13 protein-coding genes and 1 pseudogene are annotated in these 19,856 nt (G+C 70.5%); 9 read left to right on the plus strand and 5 right to left on the minus strand.

Annotated elements, in window-relative coordinates:
• Positions 1–25: 25 nt before the first annotated feature.
• The gene (locus tag ADL25_RS35895; RefSeq protein ID WP_059132094.1) at positions 26–2,911 is read left to right on the plus strand and encodes a vitamin B12-dependent ribonucleotide reductase; all 2,886 of its coding nucleotides are present in this window, start codon (positions 26–28) and stop codon (positions 2,909–2,911) included.
• A gap of 263 nt (positions 2,912–3,174) precedes the next feature.
• On the opposite strand, the gene ADL25_RS35900 is transcribed toward ADL25_RS35895, so the two are convergent.
• Complete coding sequence (locus tag ADL25_RS35900; RefSeq protein ID WP_059132253.1) at positions 3,175–4,113, minus strand: GNAT family N-acetyltransferase; 939 nt, start codon at positions 4,111–4,113, stop codon at positions 3,175–3,177.
• 261 nt (positions 4,114–4,374) lie between these two features.
• A complete protein-coding gene (locus ADL25_RS35905; RefSeq protein ID WP_059132095.1) occupies positions 4,375–4,908 on the minus strand; it encodes a TerD family protein in 534 nt (177 codons plus the stop codon).
• A 153-nt stretch (positions 4,909–5,061) separates the two neighbouring features.
• Between ADL25_RS35905 and ADL25_RS35910 the strand changes: the two genes are divergently transcribed.
• The 3 genes from ADL25_RS35910 to ADL25_RS35920 all read left to right on the plus strand — a co-directional run bounded on the left by ADL25_RS35910 (position 5,062) and on the right by ADL25_RS35920 (position 7,385).
• A complete protein-coding gene (locus ADL25_RS35910; RefSeq protein ID WP_059132096.1) occupies positions 5,062–5,667 on the plus strand; it encodes a YdbC family protein in 606 nt (201 codons plus the stop codon).
• A gap of 140 nt (positions 5,668–5,807) precedes the next feature.
• Complete coding sequence (locus ADL25_RS35915) at positions 5,808–6,467, plus strand: histidine phosphatase family protein (protein ID WP_059132097.1); 660 nt, start codon at positions 5,808–5,810, stop codon at positions 6,465–6,467.
• A gap of 12 nt (positions 6,468–6,479) precedes the next feature.
• Positions 6,480–7,385, plus strand: a complete 906-nt coding sequence (locus ADL25_RS35920) for an ADP-ribosylglycohydrolase family protein (RefSeq protein WP_059132098.1) — start codon at positions 6,480–6,482, stop codon at positions 7,383–7,385.
• Between the two features lie 247 nt (positions 7,386–7,632).
• On the opposite strand, the gene ADL25_RS35925 is transcribed toward ADL25_RS35920, so the two are convergent.
• Complete coding sequence (locus ADL25_RS35925; RefSeq protein ID WP_059132099.1) at positions 7,633–9,180, minus strand: MFS transporter; 1,548 nt, start codon at positions 9,178–9,180, stop codon at positions 7,633–7,635.
• A 175-nt stretch (positions 9,181–9,355) separates the two neighbouring features.
• Between ADL25_RS35925 and ADL25_RS35930 the strand changes: the two genes are divergently transcribed.
• The 3 genes from ADL25_RS35930 (at position 9,356) to ADL25_RS35940 (ending at position 11,481) form a co-directional block, all read left to right on the plus strand.
• Entirely contained in the window at positions 9,356–9,979 is a 624-nt protein-coding gene (locus tag ADL25_RS35930) for a TetR/AcrR family transcriptional regulator (protein ID WP_059132100.1), read from the plus strand.
• A gap of 128 nt (positions 9,980–10,107) precedes the next feature.
• Positions 10,108–10,809: a ribonuclease HII gene (locus ADL25_RS35935; protein WP_059132101.1), complete on the plus strand. Its 702-nt coding sequence runs from the start codon at positions 10,108–10,110 to the stop codon at positions 10,807–10,809.
• A gap of 69 nt (positions 10,810–10,878) precedes the next feature.
• The gene (locus ADL25_RS35940) at positions 10,879–11,481 is read left to right on the plus strand and encodes a hypothetical protein (protein WP_079050802.1); all 603 of its coding nucleotides are present in this window, start codon (positions 10,879–10,881) and stop codon (positions 11,479–11,481) included.
• 402 nt (positions 11,482–11,883) lie between these two features.
• On the opposite strand, the gene ADL25_RS35945 is transcribed toward ADL25_RS35940, so the two are convergent.
• Both ADL25_RS35945 and ADL25_RS35950 read right to left on the minus strand, forming a co-directional pair.
• Positions 11,884–12,519, minus strand: a complete 636-nt coding sequence (locus tag ADL25_RS35945; protein WP_059132103.1) for a hypothetical protein — start codon at positions 12,517–12,519, stop codon at positions 11,884–11,886.
• A 233-nt stretch (positions 12,520–12,752) separates the two neighbouring features.
• A complete protein-coding gene (locus ADL25_RS35950; protein WP_234381178.1) occupies positions 12,753–15,008 on the minus strand; it encodes a RecQ family ATP-dependent DNA helicase in 2,256 nt (751 codons plus the stop codon).
• A gap of 134 nt (positions 15,009–15,142) precedes the next feature.
• On the opposite strand from ADL25_RS35950, the pseudogene ADL25_RS35955 reads away from it, so the two are divergent.
• Positions 15,143–16,483: pseudogene (locus ADL25_RS35955) on the plus strand (DUF4192 domain-containing protein); the annotation flags it as partial.
• A 1,421-nt stretch (positions 16,484–17,904) separates the two neighbouring features.
• Complete coding sequence (locus ADL25_RS35960; protein ID WP_059132255.1) at positions 17,905–19,821, plus strand: glycogen debranching N-terminal domain-containing protein; 1,917 nt, start codon at positions 17,905–17,907, stop codon at positions 19,819–19,821.
• The last annotated feature ends 35 nt before the right edge of the window (positions 19,822–19,856 follow it).

Genomic DNA, 19,856 nt, shown 5'->3' on the forward strand with positions numbered 1-19,856 from the left:
TTTTTGCCTGATACAGGGAGGCGGCATGACAGAGACGGCGAGCGGTCCGGCACGAGGTTCCCGAGCGAAGGGCGCCAAGGCCACCAAGGGACTGCGTATCGAGCGCATTCACACGACTCCCGGCGTGCACCCGTACGACGAGGTCGAGTGGGCGCGCCGTGACGTCGTCATGACCAACTGGCGCGACGGCTCGGTCAACTTCGAGCAGCGTGGCGTCGAGTTCCCCGACTTCTGGTCGGTGAACGCGGTCAACATCGTCACCAGCAAGTACTTCCGCGGTGCCGTCGGCACCCCGCAGCGCGAGACCAGCCTCAAGCAGCTGATCGACCGCATCGTGAAGACGTACCGGAAGGCCGGTGAGGACTACAAATACTTCTCCTCGCCCGCCGACGCGGAGATTTTCGAGCACGAGCTGGCCTATGCCCTCCTGCACCAGATCTTCAGCTTCAACAGCCCCGTCTGGTTCAACGTGGGCACCCCGCAGCCCCAGCAGGTCTCCGCCTGCTTCATCCTGTCCGTCGACGACTCCATGGAGTCGATCCTCGACTGGTACAAGGAAGAGGGCATGATCTTCAAGGGCGGCTCCGGTGCCGGCCTGAACCTCTCCCGCATCCGCTCCTCCAAGGAGCTGCTCTCCTCCGGCGGCAACGCCTCCGGTCCCGTCTCCTTCATGCGCGGCGCCGACGCCTCCGCGGGAACGATCAAGTCGGGCGGTGCCACCCGCCGCGCGGCCAAGATGGTCATCCTGGACGTCGACCACCCTGACGTCGAGGACTTCATCGAGACCAAGGTCAAGGAGGAGGAGAAGATCCGCGCCCTCCGTGACGCGGGCTTCGACATGGACCTCGGCGGTGACGACATCACCTCCGTCCAGTACCAGAACGCCAACAACTCGGTCCGCGTCAACGACACCTTCATGAAGGCCGTCGAGAACGGCGGCAAGTTCGGCCTGCGCGCCCGTATGACCGGTGAGGTCATCGAGGAGGTCGAGGCGAAGGCGCTCTTCCGCAAGATGGCCGAGGCCGCCTGGGCCTGCGCCGACCCGGGCATCCAGTACGACGACACGATCAACCATTGGCACACGTGCCCGGAGTCCGGCCGTATCAACGGCTCGAACCCGTGCAGCGAGTACATGCACCTGGACAACACGTCCTGCAACCTCGCCTCGCTGAACCTGATGAAGTTCCTGAAGGACGACGGCAAGGGCCACCAGTCCTTCGAGGTCGAGCGCTTCGCCAAGGTCGTCGAGCTGGTCATCACCGCGATGGACATCTCGATCTGCTTCGCGGACTTCCCGACCCAGAAGATCGGCGAGAACACCCGCGCCTTCCGCCAGCTCGGCATCGGTTACGCCAACCTCGGCGCCCTCCTCATGGCGACCGGCCACGCGTACGACTCCAACGGCGGCCGCGCCCTGGCCGGTGCCATCACCTCCCTGATGACCGGCACGGCGTACAAGCGCTCGTCCGAGCTCGCCGCGGTGGTCGGCCCGTACGACGGCTACGCCCGCAATGAGCGGCCGCACCTGCGCGTCATGCAGCAGCACGCCGACGCCAACGCCACGGCCGTCCGCATGGACGACCTGGACAGCCCGGTGTGGGCCGCCGCCACGGAGGCCTGGCAGGACGTGCTCCGCCTCGGTGAGAAGAACGGCTTCCGCAACTCCCAGGCGTCCGTCCTCGCTCCGACCGGCACCATCGGTCTGGCGATGTCCTGCGACACCACCGGTGTCGAGCCGGACCTGGCGCTGGTCAAGTTCAAGAAGCTGGTCGGCGGCGGCTCGATGCAGATCGTCAACGGCACCGTGCCGCAGGCGCTGCGCCGCCTCGGATACCAGGAGGAGCAGATCGAGGCGATCGTCGCCCACATCGCCGAGCACGGCAATGTGATCGACGCGCCGGGCCTCAGGCACGAGCACTACGAGGTCTTCGACTGCGCGATGGGCGAGCGCGCCATCTCCCCGATGGGCCACGTCCGCATGATGGCCGCGATCCAGCCGTGGATCTCCGGTGCCATCTCCAAGACGGTCAACATGCCGGAGACGGCGACCGTCGAGGAGGTCGAGGAGATCTACTTCGAGGCCTGGAAGCTGGGCATCAAGGCGCTCGCGATCTACCGCGACAACTGCAAGGTCGGCCAGCCGCTCTCCGCCAAGAAGAAGGAGACCGCGCCGGCGAAGGCCGAGGAGCGCACCGCGGAGCCCAAGGTCGAGAAGGTGGTCGAGTACCGCCCGGTCCGCAAGCGCCTCCCGAAGGGTCGTCCCGGCATCACCACCTCCTTCACCGTCGGCGGTGCCGAGGGGTACATGACCGCCAACTCCTACCCGGACGACGGTCTCGGCGAGGTCTTCCTCAAGATGTCCAAGCAGGGCTCGACCCTCGCGGGCATGATGGACGCCTTCTCCATCGCGGTCTCGGTGGGTCTGCAGTACGGCGTGCCGCTGGAGACGTACGTCTCCAAGTTCACCAACATGCGCTTCGAGCCGGCCGGTATGACGGACGACCCGGACGTGCGGATGGCGCAGTCGATCGTCGACTACATCTTCCGCCGTCTGGCGCTCGACTTCCTGCCCTTCGAGACGCGTTCGGCGCTCGGCATCCACTCCGCCGAGGAGCGTCAGCGCCACCTGGAGACCGGCTCGTACGAGACCAGCGAGGACGAGGTCGACGTCGAGGGCCTGGCCCAGTCGGCGCCGCGCGCCCAGGAGCTGAAGGCCGTGGCCACCCCGCGCGCCGAGGCCGCGACGGCCCAGCCGGCCCCGAAGCAGGCGCACACCAGCGCCGAACTGGTGGAGATGCAACTGGGCATCCAGGCGGACGCCCCGCTGTGCTTCTCCTGCGGCACGAAGATGCAGCGGGCCGGTTCCTGCTACATCTGCGAGGGCTGCGGCTCGACGAGCGGCTGCAGTTGAGAATGAGCGGTATCGCGTCGGATCCTGGATCCGACGCACGCCGCGAAGGTAGCTGACCTGCGGTTCCCGAGGGGGACCGGCCGACGGCCGGTTCCCCTCGGCGTGTCCGGGAAGGTGCCACGGCCGGCTCTTCCTCGGCGGCCTCGCCGACCGACGCGTCACGGCCGGGCCGGCTATCGGAACCCACGGCCCTGTACGGGCCGGCCGCTTGGTGGCTCGGCCACCGGCGCCGCCCCCTGGGCAGACCAGGCCAGTACGGCGGGTCATGCCCGCTCGGGAGCCTCCAGGACCATACGGATCTCGGTCACCTCGTAGCCCGCGCGCTCGAACGCTGCGGCCATCGGGGCGTTCGTGGTGTCCGTCGTGGCGGTGATGCGCTCGGCGCCTTCGGCCGCGTGGAAGCGAGTGATCTCGGCGAGGATCTCGTCGATCAGGCCCTGCCCACGTTGCTCGGGTACGACTCCGAGATAGCCGACGTTGCGGTTGTACGGGGTCGCCGACGGCACGGCCAGACCGGCGAGCGTGCCGTCGGGCAGCTCCGCGAGCCGCCACCAGGAGCGCTCGCCGGGGCAGTCGAGGTAGAACCGTATGTCCTCCTCGGCCAGTTGCCCGGCGTCCTTGGTGCGCAGCTCGTCCTGGGTGGCCTGGTCCAGGCTGCCGGATGACACGCGGGCGAAGGCCTCGAGGAACTCCTCGTCGCTGCCCTCGCGAAACGTCAGCCGCCCACCGGCCTCGGGCAGTCCTGCCGCCGGAGTCCACTCGTAGCGCAGGCGCTCGATCTCCCGGCTCAGCCCGGCACGGGCGCCGGATTCGCGACGCCAGGCGACCGCCTGCGCGAGTTCCGATCGGGCGCGCCAGTCCCCTGGGAGGGAGACGTTGTACAGCGGGCGCGTACCGAAGCTGGCATGCCCGGCGTCGAGGAGACTGGTGGCGAGGGCGGCGGGGTCGGCGACCGTGGCGCGTACCTGGAGGCAGTCGAGGGCTATGGGCCGCTCGCTGTCGGCACGACCCCACCACAGCGCGCGGGCAAGTATGTGCCCGTCCTCGTCCTCGGCGAGCCAGATCCATTCCGGGCGGAATTGGCTGGCGTCGATCTCCTCGCGAATCCGCTCGGCGGTCAGAGCGGCGACGGGACCGTCGGCCGGATAGGCGAGAGCCCGGTCGAGGGCGGTGGGGTCTGCAGTGGCGGCAAAGAATCGCATTCGGCCCATGATCATGAGAGGGAAACGGCGGAGCAACGCATTTGTCCTTGTCGGCCACCCGTGCCCCCGCCATGGTCGCATCCCGTCGGTGGCCCTCGCCGGGGTCGCGCAGGATGCCGGAAACCGGCCCGCCCACCCCTCCTCGGCAGGCGTGGACGGACGAGCAGACTCGGGATGCCGGACGACCGGGATCGGTGACATGCGCCAGTACCCGGTCATGACGGGCGGCACCGCTGTCCGCCATGACACCGGGCAACGGTGTCAGGAGTCCTGCGGGCTGCCCATCACTCGGGCGAAGCTCTGCGGGTCCGTGTCGTAGCCGTGGATGCCTGGGCGGAACATCCACTCGCCGGAGGCATCGCGCACGAACTCGGCGACCCTCGCCGCCGTCGCGCCCAGGACCCCGCCGAAATCGTCCTCGGCAAGGACGGTGTATCCCTCACGCAGCCGCAGCGCCGGGTTCAGGACGCCGACGAACGTCTTGTGGCCGGTGCGCTGCTGTATGACGACTCCCGCCACCACGCGCGCGTACCTGCTGTCGAGGCGGTGGAGCTCCAGCGTCATGACCTCGTCCCAGCCGAAGCCCTTGCCGTCCAGGCTGTCGCGGTTGAGGTAGATCGTGCCGTCGGGGGAGCGGCTGTCGAAGTGCACGACATAGGCGGGGTCCCCGTACGGATCCGACGCGAGATAGGTCGCCGCGACGATGTCGAGGTCGGTCGGCGGCTGCCCGGGCGGACTCGGGTCCCACTTCACCGCCAACTCGACTTTGCGGATGCCCTTGTTGAGGTCGCTCATCACCCATCCCCTCCCCGTTGTCACGACCCTCTGAACGAACTCCTGTGCAGAGTGGGTCAGTTGTCCATTGTGCCTTGTGCGCCGGGGCGCTCGCCCGGGTGCACTCCGCCGGAGCGTGACCAGCGCCACGCATCGGGGCCGTACGATGGCGCGGTGCTGGTCAAGTGGATTCGCTGCACTGTGGTGGACCGCCGCGGTTTCGAGCGGGGGCAGCGAAAGTGGGCGGGACTGCCGGGGGAGCCGGGATTCCGCGGACAGGGCGGGGGCTGGAGCCGGGGGAGACCCGGCGTGGCGCACGTCTTCGCGTTCTGGGAGAGCCGTGCCTTCTACGACTCTTTCATGGCGCGCTCGCACGACCGACTGGCGGCTGCGCAGTCGGGGACGTTCAAGGACCAGCAGGTCAGGCTCTTCGACCACCGCTTCGACGTGAAGACCGGCTTCGAGCCCCGCTTCACCGACGCGGACCTGGTGCGGGTCGCGCACTGCAAGGTGCACGAGGAGCGTGCCGAGCACTTCGCACTGATGCAGGAGAAGGTCTGGAATCCGGCGATGGCCGGTTCGCCGGGCATGACCCGCGGACTGTTCGGCGAGGCGCCGGGTCATGAGTTCCTGATCCTGTCGATGTGGCAGTCGGCGGCGGAACACGGCAAGTACCGCGAGGAACGTATCGAGCGCCTGGCGCTGAGGGCGCAGACCGAGGCCGACATCGCTGCCCTCACGGGGGACATCGTGGACCTGGAGCCGTCGTGGATCGTGTGATCCGGTGGCATGAACGGCTGCGGCGCCGGTCCGCGCCTCGGTTGGCGAACTGGACCGGTCCGACGAGCGTCGTTCGAATGTGACCCGTATCAAGGCCGCTCGGGTGCCCCTTCGCGAGTCACCCGATCTAGGGTTTTGGCATGGCACGACCACGGCGCATCGTCCTTGTCCGGCACGGAGAGTCGGTGGGCAATGCCGATGACACCGTCTACGAGCGTGAACCCGACCACGCGCTGCCGCTCACCGAGAAGGGGTGGCGGCAGGCGGAGGCGACGGGCAAACGGCTGCGGGACCTCTTCGGCGGGGAGCACGTCAGTGTGTACGTCTCCCCCTATCGCCGTACCCATGAGACGCTCCACGCCTTCCGCCTGGACCCCGATCGTGTCCGGGTCCGCGAGGAGCCCCGGCTGCGTGAGCAGGACTGGGGCAACTGGCAGGACCGCAACGACGTCATGGTCCAGAAGGCGTACCGGGACGCCTACGGGCACTTCTTCTACCGCTTCGCGCAGGGCGAGTCCGGCGCCGACGTGTACGACCGGGTGGGCGGTTTCCTGGAAAGCCTGTTCCGCAGCTTCGAGGACCCCGATCATCCGCCGAACGTGCTCCTGGTGACCCACGGCCTCGCCATGAGGCTGTTCTGTATGCGCTGGTTCCACTGGACGGTCGCCGAATTCGAGGCCCTCTCGAACCCGGGGAACGGTGAGACGCGCATGCTCCTGCTGGGCGAGGACGGCAAGTATCGACTCGATCGCCCGTTCGATCGCTGGCGGGACCCGCAGCCCTACTGGGTCACCGGATAGAGTGGGAGGGCGATGACCGCTGACTCCTCTTTCCCCGGGCGGCTGGAACGCGCCCTGGCCAGCCTGCGGGGACTGGCCGTGGGGGACGCACTGGGCTCTCAGTTCTTCGTCCCCGCGAGCTATCCCCTGCTCAAGCGCCGTGAGCTGCCTGCGGGGCCCTGGCAGTGGACGGACGACACGGAGATGGCCTGCTCCATCGTGTCCGTTCTGGCCGCACACCGCCGTATCGACCAGGACGCACTGGCGCGCTCCTTCGCGGAGCACCATGACTTCGACCGCGGCTACGGGCCTGCCGTCAACCGCCTCCTCAGGCTCGTACGGGAAGGCGGCGACTGGCGCGAGCTGTCCTCGGCACTGTTCGACGGCCGGGGGTCGTGGGGCAACGGCGCGGCGATGCGGATCGCCCCCCTGGGCGCCTGGTACGCCGACGACCCCGAGCAGGCCACGCATCAGGCGGAGATCTCCGCCTACCCCACCCATCAGCACCGTGAGGCCGTGGTGGGGGCCATGGCCGTCGCCGCCGCGGCCGCCCTCGCCGCCGCTCCGGCCGGGCCGCCGGCCCCCGAGGCCCTGCTCGACGGTGTCATCGCGCTCGTACCGAAGAGCGCCGTCGGGGCCGGGTTGCGCCGGGCGCGGGACATGCTGGACTACAGCGACGCCACGACCGTCGCGGCCGTTCTGGGCTGCGGCCGGCGTACGTCGGCGCACGACACGGTGCCCTTCGCGCTCTGGTCGGCCGCCCGCGCTCTCGGCGACTACGAACAGGCCTTCTGGACGACCGCGGAGGTGGGCGGGGACGTCGACACGACCTGCTCGATCGTCGGCGGGGTGCTCGCCGCCGGGAAGGCGGGGACGCCGCCGGGGGAGTGGCTGGAGCGTGCGGAGCGGCTGCCGGACTGGGCGTCGCCGGCGACGTAGACGATCGGAGTCGTGCCCCGGAGCATCGCCGCACTCGTAGGGGACAGCCTGTGTGCTGACCGGAACCGATGCGCGCAGGGTGAGACGGCCCCGGCCCATGGGCCAGGACCGCCTCCGCGGGAAGGCACCACGACCGCGGGTACGGCCGGAGGGCGCTCTGTCGTCGTTCCCCGGGCGCCGTCCGGCCGTCGTGGGCGGCCCCCTGCCGTCCGGTTCGCGGGCCGGACGACGGGGGCCGGGTCCGCTCTCAGCCTCCTGCAGGTCCCGCCGTGCCGGCCAGGGCCTCCAGGTCGCTCTTGCGTACGCGGATGACCACGCTCGCCGTGACCAGTGCCAGGACCGCCATCGCCACGGCCGGGATGAAGGCCGTCGAGATGCCGTGGGCGAGCACCTCGTGCCCCCAGGGCGCCGGCAGTTGGTGTGTCCTGGCGAACTCCGCCTTCTGTTCGGCCGTGCCGTTCGCCAGGAGGTCGGGCACCTGCTTCTCCGCCTCGTTCCGGCTCGCGGTGCCGAAGATCGTGGTGAGGATGGAGAGCCCGAGCGAACCGCCCACCTGCTGCATGGCGTTCAGGAGACCGGAAGCCGCGCCCGCCTCGTGCGGGGCGACGCCCGAGACCGCGGTGAGCGTCAGGGTCACGAAGTTCAGGCCCATGCCGAAGCCGAACAGCAGCATCGGACCGAGCACGCCGGACAGGTACGAGCTGTCGGGGCTGATGAAGGTCAGCCAGCCCAGCCCGAGCGAGACCAGTGTCGCGCCCACCAGCATGAATGGCTTCGGGCCGAGCACCGGCAGGAACCTCTGCGACAGCCCGGCGCCGATCGCGATGGCCACCGTCACCGGAAGGAACGCCACGCCGGCCGCGATCGGCGAGTACCCCAGCACGTTCTGCACGAAGAGCACGATGTAGAAGAACATGCCGAACATCGCCGCGGCCAGGCTCAGCATGATCACGTACGTGCCCGAGCGATTCCGGTCGGCGAACATCCGCAGCGGGGTGATCGGCTCCTTGGCCCGCGACTCGATGAATCCGAAGGCCACCAGCAACACCAGCGCCGTCGTGAAGGAGCCGATGGTGAGACTGTCCCGCCAGCCGTTCTCCGCAGCACGGATGAAGCCGTAGACCAGGGACGCCATGCCGACGGTCGAGGTGAGCGCTCCCGCTATGTCGAACCGTCCGGGATGGCGTTCCGATTCGTTGATGAACCTCGGTGCGAGCACGGCTATCAGTACGCCGATGGGTACGTTCACGAAGAGGACCCAGCGCCAGTCGAGCCACTCCGTGAGCATGCCGCCGGTCAGCAGGCCTATCGCGCCGCCGCCGGCCGAGACCGCCGCGAAGACGGCGAAGGCCCGGTTCCGCTCGGGGCCTTCCGGGAAAGTGGTGGTGATGAGCGCCAGCGAGGTGGGTGATGCGATGGCGCCGCCCATGCCCTGCAGGGCACGCGCGGCGAGCAACTGCCAGGGCTCCTGGGCGAGTCCACCGAGCAGCGAGGCGAAGGTGAACAGCAGGATGCCTGTCATGAACACCCGGCGCCGGCCGAGTATGTCGCCGGCCCGGCCGCCGAGCAGCAGCAGTCCGCCGAAGGTGAGCGTGTACGCGCTGACCACCCATGTCAGATCGGTTGTGCTGAACTGGAGCGCGTCTTGAATGTGCGGGAGTGCGATGTTCACAATCGTCGCGTCGAGTACCACCATGAGTTGGCAGGCCGCGATGACCGTGAGCGCGATGCCGGGATGAGCCGCCCGGCGGGCGACTCCCGGCTTCTGTTCCTGGAGCAAAGGAGAGGTTGTCACTATGGATCCCCCACGAAGTCGTTAGTGAACGACCGCGTTCACTGTCGCGTCAAACGGTAGTGAGTCCCCATCAGTGAACGCAAGCGTTCACTGAGTTCGATGCCGCGTGATTGCCCCCGACCGCTCGCCCCTTCCCCGAAATCCCCGCTTCCCCATGCTCAACGGAGACATTCAGATGGGTACTTCGTCCTGGACGGCCGCCTCCGCTCAGCCGGCTTCCCTTCGTCGACGTGGTGCTGTGCTCGAGCGCGCGATCCTCGAAGCCGCCCTGGAGCAACTCAGTACGGTCGGCTGGAACGGCCTCACCATGGAGGGCGTCGCCGCAGGCGCCCAGACCGGCAAGGCGGCGGTCTACCGCCGCTGGCCGTCCAAGGAGGATCTCGTCGCCGACGCGCTCCAGGCCGGGCTTCCCCGCCTCGACGAGGCGCCCGACCACGGGAATGTGCGCGAGGACCTTCTCGCGCTCTGCCGGCTGGCCCGCGAGGCGATGTACTCGCGCCCAGGTTTCGCGCTTCGATCAGTCATTCACGAATGCGACAACCTGCAGGCCGAGCGCTTCCACGGTGTGATCTACGACGGCGTCGTGGAGCCGACCCTCAAGCTGTTGCGTGAGGTCATCAACCGTGGAATCGAGCGGGGTGAGGTGCGGCCCGCCGCTGCGAACGGCTATGTCTTCGATGCCATTCCGGCGATGATGATGTACCGAGCAAAAATGTGCGGAAGCGAATGGATCGAGCAGGACATCGAGGAGATGATCGACCAGCTGATGCTCCCGCTGCTCCGTCCCGAGCAGGGCTGATCCCGGCCTTCCGAGCCGTCGGATCACGGCGGCGGGCGCGCTTGCGAACGGGTCGCCGAGAGGTGTGCCGCCGCCGGGGCAAACCGGGGTGTCGCACGGGGATCCGGGCGGCGTAGGCTAAGGGCGCCATGCCGTACGAACCACCTACTCACACCGTCGAGCGCTCCCTTCGCGCAACGACCGGAGCGAAGGTCATCGCCGGTGTAGACGAGGTGGGGCGCGGTGCCTGGGCCGGCCCCGTCACCGTCTGCGCCGCGGTCACGGGCCTACGCCGGCCCCCCGAGGGGCTCACCGACTCCAAACTGCTCACCGTGAAGCGGCGCACCGAACTCGCCGTGGTGTTGGAGCAGTGGGTGACGGCCTATTCCCTCGGTCACGCCTCCCCCGAGGAGATCGACGACCTCGGGATGACAGCCGCACTTCGGCTCGCCGCCGTTCGCGCCCTCGAAGCGCTTCCGGTCCGCCCCGAAGCGATCATCCTCGACGGGAAGCACGACTATCTCGGGATGCCCTGGAACGTCCGTACGGTGATCAAGGGCGACCAGTCGTGTGTGGCCGTCGCGGCGGCCTCGGTGATCGCCAAGGTTCACCGCGACAAAATGATGGCCGAACTGGGTATCGACCATGCAGACTTCGGGTTTGCGGCCAACGCGGGGTATCCGTCCCCGGTGCACAAAGCCGCACTCGCGGAGCGGGGCCCCACCCCGTACCACCGCTTGTCGTGGGCGTATCTTGATGCGTTGCCTCAGTGGCGGCATCTCAAGAAGGTCCGCAGCTGGGCGGACGGAAGCGCACCGGAAATCGAGGGCCAGCTCGGCTTCGACTTCTGACCGGTTCCGATCGCACTCATGTGCCACCCGCCGACGCCGGCCGCACCGGCGTTTGATAGATATCAGCCCATGCCTCTCATTCCCGAGGAGCCTCAGATTCACGAGAGTGCCCAGGGTCCCCGCGCCACGCCGGCCGGAGGCCGCACCGCGCCGACCCCTCGTCCCGTGCCCGGACCGCGTCCCGCGGCCCCCCCGCGTCCCGGTCGTCCGGGGCCGAGGCCCATGCCGGCCCAGCGCACCCCGCGCGAACCGGCCAAGTCCGAACAGCCAGCTCCCTCCGTCAACCCACAGATCCAGCTCATCCCGGCCTCGGTCGAGGGCGCGCTGGACGCCGCCGAAGAAGCCGTCGACCTGCTGCTCGACTCGGGTCGTGTTCCCGGCGACGTGCTGGTGATCACCACCGGCGAACCGCATCCGTGGGCCGCACACGAAATGTCCTTCGGTGAGACCGCGTACTGGGCGCAGCACGACGCCGGTGACGACGTCTTCTACGCCGACGCCTCCGTGGCCTCCCGCGCCGCCGCCCGCCCGGTGGTCGTGGTCGCCGTCAACGGCGGCGCCGACGAGTCAGTCGCCACCGTGCTTCCGCTGGCAATGGGCCGGGCCGGTGCCCTGCTGATCGTCTGCGGCGACCCGAAGCAGATCGACTCGGTGCTCGGCGTGGGCGTCTGAGCGATCCGGGCCCTGTCCGGATCGCTCAGGTCCCGCCAGTTCGCGCGGAGACCGGAGCCGGGTCACCCGGTTCTGGCCTCGGGCGTCGGCGGGAGTGCCGGATCGGCGGCCTGTGTACGGTGGTCGATCCGCCCTGCTCTTTCGCCCGGGCGTCCGGTCGCGCGCGGACTGCCGGAACGCCGTCGGTGACCGCCGGCCCGGCGTCTCGCTGTGGCATATCCAGCTGTATCAATGGGCCAGGTCGGCACGACCAGTCTCCGGCCGCCCACGTTCCGCCTGCCGTTGTGCGTCGCGTCCCTGCGCGGCGCGCCTTTCGGGTGCGCCATGGTCCGTCCGGCAGGCCGTCGTCGGAAGTGACCCGGCCCCTGCGCGACCTGTCGCCGGCGGGCGGTTGTGCCGCCGTCAGCGGGCGGCGGCCCGGTGCATCACCTCGGAGGCGACTCCTCCGGTGCGCGGGAGCGCAGGCGGTGCCCCCATCGGATCGGTGCTTTCCGGAGCGGACTGCGAGTCCGGGCGGCGTCCGCCGCGCCCCTCGCCAAGAACCTGCCAGCCGTCACGGGTCAGCGTGATGTACGAACCGCAGCGCAGTCCGTGCAGCGTGCATGCGTCCCGCAGCCCCCACATCCACGCCCCGTCCTCCTCCGTCCACCGTGCGTCCCCCTCGCGGCAGTGGAGCAGCACGGCCGTCCGCACCGGCGTGCGGCGCCGCAGGTCATGCGGAATCACCCGGCGCAGTTGAGCGAGAAGCGAGTTGCGGAACATCCAGCCGTCCGCAGGAGCCTGGCGGCGCGTGAACGAGGCGCTCGCCCGCAGTTGTTCGTCCGGATCCAGGACCGCCACCACGACCGTGGAGGGCCGCGGCCGGTGCAGGCCATGGAGCCCGACGACGACTTCACGAGGGTTGCGCAGCAGCGGAATCCCTGCGGCTGCCCACTCGGCGGGCTCGAGCACCCGGGCCAGGGGATTGGCGGAAGCGGCGGACAGATCGGCGGACGCCGACATGGATGCCACCGGGGACGAAGCGAATCCGAAGGTCACGATCCTCCCTTCGGCTACGCGCCCACACTGCGGGCGAGGTCGGACTCGGGGGGTGCGCATCCCAACGGGGCCCTGCCGGGTCACGGACGGCCGTGCGGGGAGCGGACCTCAATTCTTGCCGTCGAACTGGAATGCGGCAACGAGCAATTGGCGCCACCGGCCGGTTCCTGGCGATCTGTGGCCTATATCCCCTGCTGTATCTCTTCCGGATGTGTTCCCAGGGAAGGGGCGGCTCACGCCTGCATGGCGAGTACCAGCGGCAACACCCCCTCCGCTCCGGCCCGGCGCAGCATGCGTGCAGCCACGGCCAAGGTCCAACCGGTCTCCGTCATGTCGTCCACCAGCAGCACGGGACCACCCGCTTCCCGCAGCGCCGAGGCGAGCTCGGGGGGCACGGTCAGCGCACCGTCGAGCGCCTTGAGCCGCTGTGCGCTGTTGCTCCGGGGCACGCGGGGGACGTCGCCGGCGTACCCAACGGAACCCAGCAGCGGCAGCCGTCCGATCTCGGCTATGCGCGCCCCCAAGGAGTGGATCAGTTGCGGACGTGTGCGAGAGGCCATGGTGACGACGCCCACCGGGCGCGGCTGTGCGTCGGGTCGTCCCGAGGCCCAGCCGCCGGGTCCCTTGGCCCAGTCGGCCAGCACGCCGACCACCGCCTTCGCGACGTCGTCCGGGACGGGCCCGTCCTGGGCCTGAGGCGTCAGTATCGGCCGCAGCCGGTTGCCCCAGCCGATGTCGGAGAGCCGCCCGAGCGCTCGCCCCGGCGCGGCCTGTTCCGCGGCCGGGATGCGTCCCTTCAGCTCCACACCGACCGCCGGCAGACCCGTGGGCCACATCTTGCGGGGTTCGACCTCGACACCCGCGCGGCCGAGTTCACCGAGCGCCGCATCCAGCGCGGCAGGAGAGACGGTGTCCATGAACCGCGGTCCCGCGCAGGAGTCGCAGCGTCCGCAGGGGGCGGCGCCCTCGTCGTCCAGCTGCCGCCGCAGAAACTCCATGCGGCAGCCCGTCGTGCTCACGTAGTCGCGCATCGCCTGCTGCTCGGTCTCGCGTTGCTTTGCCACCCAGGCGTAGCGCTCGGTGTCGTACGTCCACGGGACGCCCGTCGCGATCCAGCCACCCTGTACACGGCGCACCGCACCGTCCACGTCCAGCACCTTGAGCATCGTCTCGAGTCTGGACCGGCGCAGTTCGACCAGCGGTTCGAGAGCGGGCAGCGACAAGGGTCGGTCCGACCGGGCAAGGGCGTCCAGAGTGCGCCGCACCTGCTCCTCCGGAGGAAACGCGATCGACGCGAAGTACTCCCAGATCGCCTGGTCCTCCTTGCCCGGAAGCAGCAGCACCTCCGCGTGCTCGACACCGCGCCCCGCCCGCCCTACCTGCTGGTAGTAGGCGATCGGGGACGACGGTGAGCCGAGGTGCACCACGAAGCCGAGGTCGGGCTTGTCGAAGCCCATCCCGAGGGCGGATGTGGCGACCAGCGCCTTCACCCGGTTGGCCAGCAGGTCCTCCTCTGCCTGCTGCCGTTCGGCGTTCTCCGTCTTGCCGGTGTACGAGGCCACGGTGTGCCCGCACTGCCGCAGGAACGCGGTGACCTCCTCGGCAGCCGCCACGGTGAGCGTGTAGATGATGCCGGAACCCGGCAGCTCGTCGAGGTGGTCGGCGAGCCAGGCCATACGGTGGGCGGCGTCCGGAAGCCGCAGCACGCCGAGGCTCAGACTCTCCCGGTCCAGCGGGCCGCGCAGCACCAGCGCGTCCGTTCCGGCCCCCGTACCGAGCTGTTCCGCCACGTCCGCCGTCACCCGCGCGTTGGCCGTCGCGGTCGTGGCCAGGACCGGCACGCCGGGCGGCAGGTCCGCGAGCATCGTGCGCAGCCGGCGGTAGTCGGGTCGGAAGTCATGGCCCCAGTCGGAGATGCAGTGCGCCTCGTCGACCACCAGCAGACCGGTCGCGGCCGCCAGCTCGGGGAGCACCCGGTCTCTGAAGTCCGGGTTGTTGAGCCGCTCCGGACTCACCAGCAGGACGTCCACCTCGCCCGCGGTCACCTCGGCCTGGATGGTCTCCCACTCCTCGGAGTTCGACGAGTTGATGGTGCGGGCGTGGATTCCGGCCCGTGCCGCGGCCTCGACCTGGTTGCGCATGAGGGCGAGGAGGGGCGAGACGATGACAGTGGGGCCCGCGCCGCGCTCGCGCAGGAGCGCGGTCGCGACGAAGTAGACCGCGGACTTGCCCCAGCCGGTGCGCTGTACGACCAGGGCTCTGCGCCCGTGCGCCACGAGGGCCTCGATGGCGCTCCACTGATCCTCCCGCAGCCGGGCCTCGCCGGTCGCTGCGCCGACGAGCCGAGCGAGCACCGCGTCGGCGGCGGCCCTCAGCTCGCCCCCGGCCCCGGTGCGGTGTGGGTCCGGAGGGGCGGAGCCCGAGCCCGGGGTGCCCGTCGGCGTGGACGTGGTTCCGTGCGTCGTGCGGCGCGGCTGTTCGTCGGTCATGGCATCCATGCAACCTGATCGGTCCGACATCGCGCGAACGAACCCCGCGGCCTGTGGACAAAACCTGGCGTGCTCATGGCCGTGGTTATCCACAGGCCGAAACGGGATGTGAGGATCCGCGAGATCGTCGCGGCATGACGAACCACGACGAAGCTGCCGGCTTCTCCGGCACCGGTGACATGGGCGCATCCGCACACACCGGCGGCGAGCCCTCAGTACGCGAAGGACACGGACTCTTGGCGGGTCCGTGCGGCGAGACCCAGGTCACGCTGCGTTCCCCGGCCGAACTGGCCGACGCCCTGCCGTATCTGTTGGGGTACCGGCCCGAGGACAGCGTTGTGCTGGTCGCCCTGCACGATCGTGAGGGGCGGGGAAGGTTCGGCGGGCGGGCACGGCTCGGTATCCCCGTTCTCCCGGACGACTGGCCGTCCGCGGCCCAGCAGCTGGCGCACGGCCTGGTGGACGGCAGCCGGCGCAGAGGGGCCAGGCCGGAGGCCATGATCGCCTATGTCGTCCAGGAACCGGCCGGCGGTGAGACGGGCCGTGACGTGATGGAGCGCCTGCGGCCGCTCGCCCAGTTGCTGCGCACGGCCTGTGGCAGCCTCGACGTTCCCGTGGTGGAGGCCCTGTGCATCTCCGACGGTCGCTTCTGGTCGTACTGCTGCGCGAGTCCCGTCTGCTGTCCCGCCGAGGGGCGGACGATGGGCCTTCCCGGCACCTCGGTGCTGGCGGCCGCAGCCGCCTATGCCGGTCTTCAGGTGCGCGGCACCCTCAAGGAGTTCAGGGTGCGGCTCAGTCCTCGGGAGACGTCCGACGTCCTCGCTCAGGAGGCCGCACTGGACGCTGCGAGCTCGGCACTCGTCCCCAGGATTCTGAGCGGCGGCACGCGTGACGACGTCGCCGCCGAAACACTCGCGCTCGCCGAGCGGGTCATGACGCGCCTCGCCGAGGCCACACCCGTCGCTGCGACACAGGTGGTCGACCGTCGCGACGACGAACTGCTCGAACACGACGAGGCCGCTGCCTTGATCCTCGGCTTGCAGGACCGCACGACGCGTGACCGCGCCGCTGCCTGGATGGAGGGGCCGGAGGCCGCCGTGGCCCTGCGTCTGTGGCGCGCGCTGGCCCGCCGTTGCGTCGGGGGTTACGGCGAGCATGCCGCCGCACCGCTGACGCTTGCCGGATGGGTCGCCTGGTCGACCGGCGACCAGCTCGAGGCCCGTGAAGCCCTGGCCATGGCCCTGGCTGCGGATCCGGAATACCTCTTCGCCCGCCTCCTGCACCAGGCGTGCAACGACGGCATCGACCCGGAGGCGGTCCGCCGGTGCCTGCGGGCAGAGCGCGTGGACCACGGGAGCGACGAGAGCACGGACGCTGTGGAGCCGGACGGTGATGTAGCGGCGACAGACGATCCGGCAGCGTCGAGGGCAGAAACCGGGGGCGACCGTCGTTCCGCGGCGCAGGTCGAGGCCGCGGGCGAGCCGTCCGAGGAGTGGCCCGTGCCCGTCAGCGATGACGGCTGCCCCCCCGACGAACCGTCCGACGAATGGCTGACGACGCACTCGGACGACGGGCCGCTGCCCGACGCCCGTCCGGTTGGTTCATTCGGTGATGGAAACGCGCTGTCGGACGGCGGTTTGGCGGCTACTTCCGTTGCGGGTCCCGCGACTGCCGGGGGTCCGGTGATTCCTTCCGCTGCGGGGTCCGCGGCTGCGTGTGGCCCGGCGGCTCCTACCGTTCCGGGGGGTGCGGAGTTTGGTGGTCCGACGGCTGCATCCGCTGCGAGCTCTGCAGCCGCTCGTGAGCCGGCCGCCCCCACCGCAGCCAGGCGCTCGCCCGCTGGTGTTCCGACGGCCCCCACCGCAGCCGGGCCCTCGGCCGCCGGTGGCCCGGTGGTTGCCGCCGCAGCAGGGCCCGATGCCGCCGGTGGCCAGGCGGTTCCCGTGCCCCGGGCACCCTTGCCCGACGGCGGCCCAGACGGCCTTTCGGCTCTCACTGACGAGACGTCCGTGCCCGGCAGCCGTCCGGCGGCTGCGTCTATCGGGCCTTTTCCCGCCTGCGACACCGCGGCATCCTCTGGGGAAGAACCATCGCCCGACCACCCGCTCGACACTCCGGCGGCCCCGAATCCGTCGCCCGACAGCCGCCCGGCAGTTGACGAACGGGTCGGGCCGACGATTGACGACGTCCCTGCCTCGACGGACCCGGTCACAGCACACCCCGGTCCGTCGCAGGCCGCACCAGCCGAACGGCCACCCCGTGCCATGACAGCTCGCGGTGGGTATCGCCGTCCACGTCGGCTGAGCCGCTGCAGCCGGTCCTGGAGTCGTTCCGGCGGGGCAGCCGGTGACCGTCGCCGGCGCCCGTCCGAGGCACCGGCCGAGACACCGACCGGTGGTGACGGGCCCCGCCGCGCAGCAGGCAGCCCCGGCGGCCGGTCGGCGATCCGCCGCAATGGGCGCAGGTGTGTGAGGGGTGAAGCCAAGTGAGTGGCTTGCGCCCCCGGATCTACCGCCGTTCGGTCGGCTTCCCGTTCACAGGCGTGACCCGGAGGAAGCCCCTCCTGTTCACCTGTGTGGCGGAACCCGTGCTCGGGCCGCCCCGCCGCATCACGCACCACCCTCCCGAGCCCCCACCCGGCGCTCGCCGCCTCCCGAGGCGCGCCGAGCGCAGAGGAAGCCCTCTCATGCCCCTGCCCACACCGCATTTCGCCCACGACGGCGACAGACCCACCCCCCATGGCACCTCGGCGTCACACCCCCCCAGAGGTGTGCCGGTAGCTCCACCCCGCAGCGGCGATGGGACGCCGCCCGCCTCGCGCGGGGGCCGCACGCGAACGACCGCGGCGCATGCGCCCCGTCATGTCGCCGACCTGCCACCCGCACACACCGCCCTGATCTGCGTCGCTCTTCCCGGACTGGTGATCTCCACGGATCAGGGGCAGCTGACGGGACGAGGACTTGAGGGGTTCTACCGCGCGGGTCGCCGCGTGCTGTCCCGCTGTCAGGTGCGCGTGGCGGGCCGGGAGCCCCTGGCCGTGCAGGCTCGCATGATCGCTGCCGATTGCGCGCGATTCGTGGGTACCGTCCACGCGGCTGCGGACGTGGGTCCGGACCCGGACGTCGTCGTGGAGAGACTGAGGTTCGCGGACGGAACCGAGCGGATCATCCTGCACAGCGCGGCGACGCGCCCGCTGCGTCTGCCGCTGGAGGTGTCCCTGGCCACCGACCTCACCGAGCTGGCGGCAGTCGCCGCGGGGGATTCCGGTCCCGAAATCACCGCCACCGTGCACGGCTCCGGGCTGCGCTGGTCCCATGCCAAGGGCGACTGCGCGGTCACCGCCACCCCGCCGCCCGCCGATGTTCTCGCCTCCGCCGGGCTCCTTCGCTGGGAGATGGAACTGCCGCCCGGCGGGACACGAAGCGTGGAGGTTCGACTGAGGCCGGACGACACAGTGCCGGTCCGGGCTGTGGGCCACGGGACGACGAGCCCCTTCGCCCAGGCCCGGGCCACCGGCGACGACCCGAGAGTCCAGCCGCTGCTGAACACCAGCATCGAGGACCTCCAGGCCCTGCTCCTGCGTGATCCAGCCCGCCCGTCCGACCTTCTCCTTGCGGCGGGAGCCCCCTGGCGTTGCGGACCGGCACCCGCCGACTGTCTGGCGGCGGCTCGGATGACGCTGCCGCTGGGCACGCGGCTCGCCGCGGGCACCCTGCGGATCCTGGCCGGTACCCAACTCGCCGGTCCCGGCCTGCGCGCGGGCATGATCCCGGGCCCTCGCCGCGACGCGGGCACGCACGTACCGCCGGGCTGCACGGGCACGGAAGCCACCCTGCTGTTCCCCGTCCTTCTCGCGGAGGCCTGGCGCTGGGGGCTTCCGGAGAGGGAGACCGAGGAACTGCTGCCCGCGGCCGAGAACTGTCTGCGGTGGCTGCGCACCACGGTCGGTGACGGCGTTTACCTCTCCGATCCCCAGCCGGACGGGCCGCTGCGCTGTGAGACTCAGGCGCACGCGTACCGGGCGGCCATGGTCGGAGCCGATCTCCTGCACGCGTGGGGGCGGCCGGGCGGACCGGAGCTGCGCGAATGGGCCGAGGATCTGCGCGGAGCGTTCGGTGCGGACTTCTGGATCGAGGACCGGTCGGGCGGGAGACCTGCCGCCGCCCGCACCCGGGACGGGCGCGTGGTTCCGCATCTCGGGGCCGGCGCCGCGCATCTCCTGGACCCCGGACTGCTCGGATCGGGTGCCCTGGCCCCGGGCCTGCTCGACAAGGTGCGGACGGAGCAACTGGCGCGGCTGCTCGGCGGTCCCGACATGGACTCCGGTTGGGGACTGCGTGGCCTCGGCGCGACGGAAGGGGCGTACAACCCGTTCGGGCACCGCGGTGGCACGGTACGGGCGCAGGAGACGGCGGTCGCCGTGGCGGGACTGGCCGCCGTCGGCCATGAGAAGGAGGCAGGCGCGCTGCTGGGCGGGATGCTCGCCGCGGCAGAGGCGTTCGGGTACCGGCTGCCCGAGATGTTCGGGGGCGAGCCGCGTGTGGAGGCCGGCAGACCACTGCCGCATCCGGCGGCCTGCCGCCCCGCCGCCGCGGCGGCCGCGGCCGGGGTTCTGCTGCTGACCACGCTCGCCGGTATCCGCCCCGATGTACCGGGCGGGACGGTGACCTTGTGCCCGGTCCGCAGTGCACCGCTGGGCGAGATCGTCCTGACGGGACTGAGACTTGCCGGTGCGCCCTTCTCCGTGCGCGTGGGCCGGCTCGGCCTCGCCACGGTGGAGGAAGTCGCCGACGGGCTGCAGATGGGGGTGTGACCTCGGATGACATGCCGCAGGAAGGCGGGTGGCGC

The organism is Streptomyces sp. NRRL F-5122 (genome assembly GCF_001507435.1).
Taxonomy (GTDB): Bacteria; Actinomycetota; Actinomycetes; order Streptomycetales; family Streptomycetaceae; genus Streptomyces; species Streptomyces lannensis.